Source organism: Nitratireductor sp. GCM10026969 (genome assembly GCF_042660605.1).
Taxonomy (GTDB): Bacteria; Pseudomonadota; Alphaproteobacteria; order Rhizobiales; family Rhizobiaceae; genus Chelativorans.
Map to the genome: position 1 here is coordinate 1 of NZ_JBHSUM010000149.1, position 10,121 is coordinate 10,121.

Sequence of the window (10,121 nt, forward strand, 5' to 3'; positions counted from 1 at the left end):
GCCGTGCCGGCCACCGGCCGCGGCACCCAGGTGCGGTAGGGCAGATAGGTGCCAAACACCTCGCTCTCGTCGGCCACCAGCACCACGTCGTGCTCCGGCAGGCCTTGCGTGAAGACCGGCATCTCGCGCTGGATCTGGGTGACGCCCGAATCGGCGCGCCGCGCCGTGCCGCGGTCCTCGTAGAGCTTCTCGGCCACGATCTCGCCGCCGAAGCGTTCCGCCGCTCGGCGCAGCGCCTCGGCGAACAGCCGGTCCGCATCGTGCGAGCCGTGGATCAGCACCCAGCGCCGCCACTGCTTCCACATCAGATACTGCGCCAGCCCGTCGGCCAGCATCGAGCGCGTCGGCGCCGTGTGGAAGACGTTCGCCCGGCACTCCTCCTCGCGCAGAATGTCGTCCGGCGCCCCGACATTGAACAGGATCACGCCGGCCTCCGCCGCCAGGTCGGCGATCGCGACGAGCTGTTCGGCCGAGACGTCCGTCAGCACGAACCAGTTGCCGTTCTCCACCAGCCCGCGAAAGGCCTCCCTCGCATCCGCCCCCGGCGCGATCTCGCGCACCTCGAGCGCGAACTCCTGGCCGAGAAAGCTGCCCGTCGTGTTGTTGTCCGCAACCGCAATCTCCGCCCCCGCAACCCCCTCGTCACGCGGCGGTATGTCCAGAACCGACAGCGCCAGCTCCGGCGCATACGCGCGGAGATAGCCGATCTTGACTTCCAGCGGAGCGTCTCCCGTTTCATCCGACTGGGCAAAAGCCGTGCCGGAAGCGATGCACATGAGCATCCCCACGAAGACGGCGATGATCGATCTTTTCTCCACCATACGGCTTTCCACAGTACACATGTCGGTCGGCACGAAGGCAAAGGCCCCATGCGCAACGCTCTTCCCTGAGCGTTCGGCCGGCCATCTCCGGCAGCTTGCGAAGAGGGGACCTGTCCACCCCACCGCGCTGACCAAACGCCGGCTTGTCTTCAAGTCCGGGCAGCTTATTGAAGTCGACGGTGCCAGGCTACGGCAACACTTCTCGATTTCATTGCCAAAAGTTCCCGATCAGCTTCCTCGACTTCCCGTCCCGCCACGGAACGACCGGACGTGGAAGAGGACTTGCGTTCTCCCGTTCTTCCCCTTCGCCGGACGGCGTCAGCCCGTTCCACCGTCTCCGAGCTGAAGCTCGGACCGGGGCTGCCGGTCGGTTGTGGATGAAACATAGTGGACAGCCATGCGGATCAGCTCGGGAAGATTGCGGACGCCGAGCTTTCCCTTGAGCTGCGAGCACAGATTGGACACGGTCTTGTAGCTGACGTTGAGTTCATGGCCGATCTGGCGATACGCCTTGCCCTCGGCGAGCAGGGTGAGCACCTGCAGTTCGCGCGGCGAAAGGCCGCTGAGCCCGCCGATCGCGGGACGCGCACCATGCAGCGCCACCTGGACCGCCGTCTCGTGGTTCAGATAGGGCTTGCCGTTGCGCACGGACTCGAAGGCATCGAGGAAATCGCCCGGGCCGGCGTCCTTCAGCACATAGCCGGTGGCGCCGGCCTGCAGGGCCCGGCTGACGATGAAGGCATCGCTGTGCATGCTGAGCACCAGAATGGGAAGCCGGCTGTCATGAAGGCGCATACGGGCGACGAGATCCAGGCCACCCAGCCTGTTGCCCTTGAGCGCAAGGTCGACGACGGCGATGTCCGGGCGGTTGCGCCGGAAAAGCCGGTATCCGCTCGCCGCGTTGCTGGCCTCCAGAATCTCGCAGACGCCGGCATCCTGCAGAACCCTCCGGCAGCCCTGAAGGACCATCGGGTGGTCATCGACAATGAGGACCCTGGTCATCGTACTCCTCTCAACGGTGGCTTTCGCCAGGTTCGCATCCGCAGGGCGCCTCGGCCAGCGGTATCGTCACCTCGAGCCGCGTTCCGCCGTCAGGCGTGCCGGCGACGGTGACCGTGCCGCCGAGGGCGCGGACCCGCTCCTCCATAGCCGTCAGGCCAAGGCCCTTTTTTGCGCGCCGGGCCATGCCGGGCCCGTCGTCGCGAACGGAAAGACAAAGGACGGATAGAGCTTCCGGTGCATCACCCGGTTCGCCGCTGCGCTCCGACAAATTGACGGTGACGGCCTTTGCCCGGGCATGTCGCTCGGCATTGGTGATGCCTTCCTGCAGACAGCGATAGATCGTGAGATCGACCGAGTCGCCATAGCTGTCGGCGAGCGGCCCGACAACGGCGGTCACCTTGGTCTGCGGATTGAGACGTTCGAAATCCGCCGCCAGGCCGGTGACGATCTCGGCAAGCGGCACATGGCCGAGCGCCATCGGCCGGATCCTGCCGAGCAGTCCGCGGTTGAGCATCTGGATCCGGTCCGTGATCTCGCCGAGGGTCGCAACGCGCTCGCGCAGCGGCGCAGCCAGCTTTCCGCCGGCTTCCGCGGCCAACTGATCCAGGGAAGCGATGTTCGCTTTCATGGCGAAGAGGCACGGGCCGATCTCGTCGTGCAGTTCGGCAGCGATCTGCCGGCGCTCGTCGTCCTGCACCGAGACAAGCCTGCGCGACAGCCGGCCGTTGTCGGCTTTTGCCGCCCGCAAGCGGTCGGCGAGCGCATTGAAATGGTCCGCAACATAGGCGAGTTCACGGATTCGCGGCCTGGAGAGGCGATGCCGGAACTGGCCCCGCTCCAGTTGCCGCAGCCCTTGCGCCAGGCCGGTGAGCGGATCGAGCAGGCGTCCGAGGGTGAAATACAAAATGGCGATCACCGTCAGATTGACGGCGAGTGCGATGATCGCCAGGTGCTTGGTATCCCTCCAGACCTCGGCGATTTCGTCCGCGGGATGGCCGACGAGGACGACCGACCCGCGCAGCCGGCCGTCGGAGACGATCTTCATCTCGCGCCGGATGTCGTCGACCCGGACAAGCGCGGTAAACCAGCCCGGCACGTGCGTCTCGGGGTCGGCCGCCGTGCCGAGCGCCTCGGCCGGCAGAAGCGACGGCAGTGCTCTGTTGCTGTCGGCAAAGAGGATCCGCACGTGCCGCAATTGCCCGAGTTCAAGCGTCAGGTTGCGAAAAAGGGCCGTCAGGGGCGTTTCGGCTCCGCTGCGCTCCACGGCCGCGTGGACCAGGCGTTCGGCCACGCGCATCGAGGCGGCCATTTCAGCCTGGGCCGCCTGCCGCGCGTCGTAGACCACCACGGCCGTCGCGGCCAAGGCGGCGATGATGTTTATGAGGACGATCGCTGCGAGAATTCGGCTGCGCAGCGACAGCCGGTCCCATAGATCGAACCACCGGCGGCGGAAGGCGGAGCCAAGGACCCTTCGCGCGGGATCGAGCGGCCGCAGGGCATGGCGATGCGGCAAGACGGAAGACGACTCCTTCACGGGAATTCCGGTCATCATTCCTCCCTCGGGTTCGCGGCCGGTGCCTAGTTTTCTGCAAAGCGCGGCCGTGTTCCAGCGGGAATTTCACCGGGCGGGAACTTTATCGCCGCTTTCGTGCCGGGATGGCCAACCTTCCCCGGCGAGCCTGCCCCGCTGGCGCTTCAGAGCATCAGCGAGAAAATCGAGAAACACCCGGATCCTGGCGCTCGCACGCAGATCCGCATGGGTGAGCAGCCAGAGATCGGTCGCGAGGGCCTCGATGGGGGCGCCCACGCGCCTCAGTTCCTTGTCGCCGTCGCCCAGATAACATGGCAGGACCGCGCCTTCCTTCGCCGCGACGGCGGGGCGAAGCGGCCCGGCTTCCGCGCGGCGGTGTAGTGCCGCCGTGATCGATCTCCTTTAAAATGCAGCAGCACCCGACCGGGCGCTGCCGGCGTCATGCGCCGGGATAGGTGTGTGGGGCTCTCGCCCCGATTAAGAACACATTATTGACATTTTATCGTTAAAATGATGATGTGCCCTGAAACGAAATCCGGGGCGCTGCCGTTGCAGGCAAGAACGATCTTCACGCTGACGCTGGCGGGCAGCCAAGGCCATTTCCGGCAGGGGTCGGGGAAGGCGGGCTGCGCGGCCATCTCTGCGGCCGTTTGCATCCCGCCAAGGGGCGGCGGGGCGCGATGACGGCTCGGCCGCTGCTGTCCGTTCGCTCCCTTGACATCGATTTCGGGGAAACTCGGGTCGTCGACGATCTGAGCTTCGACGTTCATGCCGGCCGCACGCTGGCGATCGTCGGCGAATCCGGCTCGGGCAAATCCGTCACCTCGCTCGCCATCATGCAACTCGTGCAGCATCTCAACGGTACGATCGCGGGCGGCGAGATTCTCTTCGACAACGGCAAGGCGGCAACCGATCTGGTGCGTTGCGACGAGCGGACGATGCGGCGCGTCCGCGGCAAAGAGATCGCCATGATCTTTCAGGAGCCGATGACGTCGCTGAACCCGGTCTTCACGATCGGAGATCAGATCATGGAGGCGCTCATCCTCCATGAAGGCCGCAGCAAGGCATCCGCGCGGACCGAGGCCAAGCGGCTCCTGGAACTCGTACGTCTGGCCGACGCGGGGGCGCTCCTCAGGCGCTATCCGCACCAGCTTTCGGGCGGCATGCGCCAGCGCGTCATGATCGCCATGGCGCTCGCCTCCCGCCCCAGGCTTCTGATCGCCGACGAGCCGACCACGGCGCTCGACGTCACCATCCAGGCGCAGATCCTCAGCATCATGCGCGACCTGCAGCGCGAACTCGAAATGTCGGTCCTTTTCATCACCCACGACATGGGCGTGGTCGCCGAAATGGCGGACGACGTGGTGGTGATGCACAAGGGCCGCAAGGTCGAGCAGGCGTCGGTGGAAACGCTGTTTGAAGCACCCGCCGACATCTACTCGCAGACGCTGCTTGCCGCGGTCCCCAAGCTCGGCAGCATGGCCGGCGAAAAGCTGCCGCGCCGCGAACCGCTGATCGTTCTGGAGGAGGGCCGGCGTCGGCGGATCGGCGAGGCGAAGGCGCAGGACACGGCGCGCTACGACGCGCCGCCGGTCGTCTCCGTTCGCGATCTGGTGACCCGCTTCGACATCAAGAAGAGCTTTTGGGGCAGCGTGACCCATCGTGTCCACGCGGTCGAGAAGGTGAGCTTCGACATCTTTCCCGGCGAGACGCTGGCGCTCGTGGGCGAATCCGGGTCCGGCAAGTCGACCATCGGGCGCACCATCCAGCAGCTGCAGGAGCCGACGGCGGGCGAGATCCTGTTCGACGGCAAGCCGGTCTCGGCCATGGACCGCGCCGGGCGCATGCGGCTGCGCCAGGAGGTGCAGTATATCTTCCAGGATCCATTCGCCTCGCTCGATCCGCGCCGCACCGTGGGGTTTTCCATCGCCGAGCCGATCCATACGCACGGACTTCTGTCGGGCAAGGCGGTGGAAAAGCGCGTGCACGCGCTTCTCGAGCGTGTCGGCCTCGAGCCGCATCACGCGCGGCGGTATCCGCACGAATTCTCCGGCGGTCAGCGCCAGCGCATCTCCATCGCACGTGCACTCGCCTCCGACCCGAAGCTGATCATTGCCGACGAGGCGCTGTCGGCGCTGGACGTCTCCATCCAGGCGCAGATCATCGATCTCTTCATGGAGTTGCAGGCCGAGCGCGGGCTCGCCTACCTCTTCATCAGCCACGATATGGCCGTGGTGGAACGCATGAGCCACCGGGTCGCGGTGCTTTATCTCGGCCAGGTGGTGGAGTTCGGCCCGCGGCAGGCCGTCTTCGAGAACCCGAGTCATTCCTATACACGCCGGCTCCTGTCGGCCGTTCCCGTCGCTCGGCCGGGGCTCAGGCGCGACCGGCCGCTCCTGGAGGGGGAAATCCCGAGCCCGGTGCGGCGCGCCGGTAACGAGCCGGAAATCGTCAGTCTGAAGGAAACGGCACCGGGCCATCTGGTGGCCGTCGAGAATCAGGTGCCGCAACAGGTCTCAACCGAGCATTCAAAGGAGTTCAGTTCCCCATGACCAAAATCTTGATGACGGCCTTCATGGCCACCTCCGTTCTTGCCTCCCCGGCCGCCCTGTCGCAAGCCAACGCCGCCGGCGCTCTCACCATCTCCTCGCCGCAGGATCCGGGAAGCTGGGATCCGATCGATACCTTTCTCGTCAACTGGGCCTCGGTCTCCACGAACATCTTCGATGGGCTGACCTATCGCGGCCCGGATTTGAAGTTGGTGCCGGCACTCGCCACCTCCTGGGAGGAGCTCGACGAGGGAAAGCGCATCCGCTTCACGCTGCGCGAAGGCGTGACCTTCCACAATGGCGAGCCCTTCAACGCCGAGGCCGTGAAGTTTACTTTCGATCGCCTGCTTGGCGAGGAGGGTTCGAAGGGGCCGCAGCAGTCGAACTACGTCGCTGTCGAGAACGTCGAGGTCATCGACGACTTCACCGTTGACTTCCACCTGAAGGAGCCCGATCCGGTGCTTCTGACGAAGCTCGCCGGCTACGGCGCCATGATCGTGCCGCCGGACTATATCGAGGAGCACGGTGACGAACATTTCAACACCCATCCGGTCGGCACCGGCCCCTTCCAGTTCGTCTCCTACGAGCCGCGCGAGGAAATCCGGCTCGAGGCCTTCGCCGACCATTGGGGCGGCGCGCCGAAGCTCGACACGGTGACCTACCGCTTCATTCCGGAGCCGGCGACGGCCGTCGCCGAGCTGCAGGCCGGCCGGGTCGACATCGTCATCCCGCCGACCATCCCGATCGGCATGATCCCCACCATCGAGAACGACCCCGATCTCGACCTCGTCTCGGTGACGAGCCCGACCGTCGAGGCGCTGCGCTTCAACACCGAATCCGGCATCACGGCGGACGAGCGGGTGCGCAAGGCGATCATCATGGCGATCGACCGCCAGGCGATCATCGATTCCATCCTGGCCGGCCAGGCCGAGCCGATCGCCAGCTTCCAGGGCGCGCTCTCCTTCGGTCATGACCCGGAGATGGAACCGCTGCCCTTCGATCCTGCCGAGGCAAAGCGGCTCCTGAGCGAGGCGGGGGTGGAGCCCGGCACGCAGATTCAGATCGACGTGCGCGGCAACGATTCCACTTTCGGCGAGGTGGCGCAGGCCGTGGCCGCCTATCTGCAGGCGGTCGGCATCAACGCCACGATCCGGCCCTACGAGACCAACGTGCTTTTGAACGACATCATTCCGGCCGGACGAACGGGCGCGATGTTCCAGCAGAAATGGGGCGGCTGGACGTTCGACTACGACAACACGGCCTATCTGATGTACCACACGGGCGAGCGCTGGAATCCCTATGACAGCGACCCGGAGCTCGACCGCATGCTGGAGGCCCAGCGCAGCATCACCGACCGCGCCGAGCGCGAAGAGATGCTGCAGGAGATCGCCCGCTACACGGCCGACCGGGCGCTCGAGATCCCGCTTTACAACATCAACGCGCTTTACGGCGTGAACAAGCGGGTGGAGAATTTCGAAGCGGCCCCCGACAGTCGCCTGCGGCTGACGGACGTCTCGGTCTCGGACGAGTAGGGCTTTCCGCTCCCGCCGGCGTGCCGGCGGGAGCGGTCGCCTTCAAAGGCATCGCATTCCGGAAAGGGCGCCGTGGCGAAGTTCATCCTCACCCGCATCCTGCAGGCGATTTTCGTCGTCCTGGTCGTGACGCTGATCGTTTCCTTCGCCATTCGGCTGACGGGCGATCCGGCCTTGATGCTGACCCAGGGCGCGGGCAGCATCACCGAGCAGGATCTGGAAAACATCCGCCAGGCGCTGGGACTGAACCAGTCCTTCGCCGCGCAGTATCTCGACTTCCTGCGCGGGCTCGTGGTCGGCGATCTGGGGCGCAGCTTCATGGGCGGCACGCCGGTGAACGACCTGGTCGCCCGCGCGCTGCCGGCGACCTTGCTGCTCGCCTTCGCCTCGATGCTGGTGTCCATCGTGCTTTCGATCCCGCTCGGCATCCAGGCGGCGGTGGCACGCGGCAAATGGGCGGATCAGCTCATCCGCATCCTGTCGCTGGTCGGCCTTTCCTTCCCGAATTTCTGGCTGGCGATCATGCTGGTCCTGCTCTTTTCGATCACCTTGCAATGGCTGCCGCCGAGCGGGATGGAGGGGATCGAGAGCTTCATCATGCCGGCCGCCACGATGGGCGTGATCCTGACGGCGACCAATGTGCGGCTGGTTCGCACCACCATGCTGGACACGCTGCGTTCCCAGTACGTAATGGTCGCCCGGGCGAAGGGGCTTTCGGAAACCGCGGTGCTCTACAAGCACGCGCTGCGCAACTGCGCCATTCCGCTGATCACCTATTTCGGCCTGCAGTTCGGACAGCTCATGGGCGGCATCGTCGTGGTCGAGCGGGTGTTCGACTGGCCGGGGCTCGGCACGCTCGCCTTCGAGGCGGTTGCCGCGCGTGACTATCCGGTCCTGCAGGGCGTCATCACGGTGCTCTCGCTGCTCATCATCACCGTCAACCTTGCCGTCGACATCGCCTATGGCCTCGTCGACCCGCGCATACGCACGGAGTGATCCATGTCGGACGGGACCATCGGCAAGGGCGGCACTCTCAACCGCTTCAAGACGCTGGAATTCATCCTCGGCGTTTTCCTCGTTGGCGGGATCGGGCTTGCCGTGCTCTTCTCGGGCTTTCTGTTCCCCGGCGGTGGCTCGGCGGTGGATCTCGCCGCGCGGCTGACGCCGCCCTTCATGAGCTGGGCGCATCCCCTCGGCACCGATCCGCTCGGCCGCGATGTCCTCGCGCGCGTCGTGGTGGGCGGTGAAATCTCGCTTCAGGTCGGGCTCTATTCCGCCGCGGGTGCGGTGGTGATCGGTGTTCTCCTGGGACTCGTCTCGGGCTATTACGGCGGCTTCTGGGATATCTTCGTGATGCGCTTTGCCGATGTGCAACTGGCGCTGCCCTTCATCCTGCTCGCCATCACCTTCATCGCCATCATCGGTGGCAGCACGACCAATACGATCCTGCTGCTGATCGTATCCCAGTGGGTGCAGTATGCGCGTCTGGTGCGCGGCTCCGTCCTGTCGCTGAGGGACCGCGAGTTCATCCAGTCGGCGCGCGCCATCGGCGTGCGCGACCATCGCATCCTCTTCCAACACCTGCTTCCGAACCTGATCGGTCCGGTGATCGTGCTGATGACGCTCAACGTCGCCAACAACATCCTTCTGGAAAGCAGCCTCACCTTCCTCGGGATGGGCGTCGATCCGACGATCCCGAGCTGGGGCGGCATGCTGGCCGAGGGCCGCACCTATCTGCAGACGGCGTGGTGGGTGAGCGTCTTCCCCGGCCTTGCCATCCTCCTCACGGTGCTCGGCCTGAACCTTTTGGGGGACTGGCTGCGCGACACGCTCGACCCGACGGGACGCACCAGCCGATGACGATACTGCTGGAAAAGACCTTCGAGCGCACCCTGGACCGGCTTGTCGCTGACCATGCCACGCCGGCCAATCGGGGCGGCCAGCTCGAGGCCTGGGTGTTCGAGGACACCAAGGCGCGGCAGGCGGGCGAGCGGCGCCTTGCCGAGCATGGTGTTACGGCGCGAATCCGCAGCGCTTATAAGCCGCTGGTCCACGCATTTCTGGAGGAGATCGACCTTCAAGGCGTCGAGGAGGTCCGCATCACCTACCCAGTGCTTGCCGACATGCCGAACCGCTTTCGCCTCGAAGCCTACCCCCTGGCCGCGCTCGGGGCGCCCGCCAGGCTCGTTTTCACCGAGGGGGAAGAGGGCGGTTTCACCTATCGGGTCGCTCTCGTGCGGGCGGACGGCCGCAGCCGAGAGATCGACGTCTTCGCGCCGAACCGCGTGCATACCGATCCCATCGGCATGACGGTCACCTCGCCGACGGGCTGGCTGAAGTGGACGGGACCCGATGGCGACACGGAGGAGCGGCGTCTCGAGACGGACTATGAGGCTCTATTCTCCGCGGCAGTCGACGTGATCGCCCGATATCCATGGGGCGAGGAGGAGCCATATTTCGACGCCCTGTCGGTCCGGGTCAAACTGCCCGTGCGCGATCGGCCGCTTTCCCACGGCCATGAATCCATCAGCCTGTGCGAGGCGCTGCACGAGGATCTCTATTTCTCCGTACTCGAAATCTTCCAGAAGAAGTCGGGCCGCCCGCTGGGCGACCGTGGTCTGCGGCCCGGGCAGATCGTCCCGGAGGTCCTGAAGGGGGAGGGCGCGCCGCGGCTGCGCGTCGAGGC

At 65.7% G+C, this 10,121-nt stretch carries 8 protein-coding genes and 1 pseudogene; 6 read left to right on the forward strand and 3 right to left on the reverse strand.

Going from position 1 to position 10,121, the window contains the following annotated elements; all coding sequences use genetic code 11:
• The 3 genes from ACFP9U_RS20635 to ACFP9U_RS20645 form a co-directional block, all read right to left on the reverse strand.
• A partial coding sequence (locus tag ACFP9U_RS20635) for an ABC transporter substrate-binding protein (RefSeq protein WP_378624346.1) occupies positions 1 to 821 on the reverse strand: 821 nt, incomplete at its 3' end.
• A 318-nt stretch (positions 822 to 1,139) separates the two neighbouring features.
• Positions 1,140 to 1,823, reverse strand: a complete 684-nt coding sequence (locus ACFP9U_RS20640) for a response regulator transcription factor (RefSeq protein WP_378624347.1) — start codon at positions 1,821 to 1,823, stop codon at positions 1,140 to 1,142.
• A gap of 10 nt (positions 1,824 to 1,833) precedes the next feature.
• Positions 1,834 to 3,372, reverse strand: coding sequence for an ATP-binding protein (locus ACFP9U_RS20645; protein WP_378624349.1), 1,539 nt, complete (start codon positions 3,370 to 3,372; stop codon positions 1,834 to 1,836).
• Between the two features lie 207 nt (positions 3,373 to 3,579).
• On the opposite strand from ACFP9U_RS20645, the gene ACFP9U_RS20650 reads away from it, so the two are divergent.
• From ACFP9U_RS20650 to ACFP9U_RS20675, 6 genes and pseudogenes are all read left to right on the forward strand, one after another.
• Positions 3,580 to 3,735: a hypothetical protein gene (locus ACFP9U_RS20650; RefSeq protein ID WP_378624351.1), complete on the forward strand. Its 156-nt coding sequence runs from the start codon at positions 3,580 to 3,582 to the stop codon at positions 3,733 to 3,735.
• Positions 3,736 to 4,034: 299 nt separating this feature from the next.
• The gene (locus ACFP9U_RS20655; RefSeq protein WP_378624352.1) at positions 4,035 to 5,906 is read left to right on the forward strand and encodes a dipeptide ABC transporter ATP-binding protein; all 1,872 of its coding nucleotides are present in this window, start codon (positions 4,035 to 4,037) and stop codon (positions 5,904 to 5,906) included.
• Positions 5,903 to 7,435, forward strand: a complete 1,533-nt coding sequence (locus ACFP9U_RS20660) for an ABC transporter substrate-binding protein (RefSeq protein ID WP_378624354.1) — start codon at positions 5,903 to 5,905, stop codon at positions 7,433 to 7,435. The genes ACFP9U_RS20655 and ACFP9U_RS20660 overlap by 4 nt, the downstream gene beginning before the upstream one ends.
• A 72-nt stretch (positions 7,436 to 7,507) precedes the next feature.
• Positions 7,508 to 8,431, forward strand: a complete 924-nt coding sequence (locus ACFP9U_RS20665) for an ABC transporter permease (RefSeq protein WP_322449412.1) — start codon at positions 7,508 to 7,510, stop codon at positions 8,429 to 8,431.
• Between the two features lie 3 nt (positions 8,432 to 8,434).
• Positions 8,435 to 9,295 (forward strand): ABC transporter permease, encoded by an 861-nt coding sequence (locus ACFP9U_RS20670; protein ID WP_378624356.1) that lies wholly within the window; start codon positions 8,435 to 8,437, stop codon positions 9,293 to 9,295.
• Positions 9,292 to 10,121 (forward strand): annotated as a pseudogene (locus ACFP9U_RS20675) (peptidase M14); the annotation flags it as partial. The gene ACFP9U_RS20670 and the pseudogene ACFP9U_RS20675, both read left to right, overlap by 4 nt.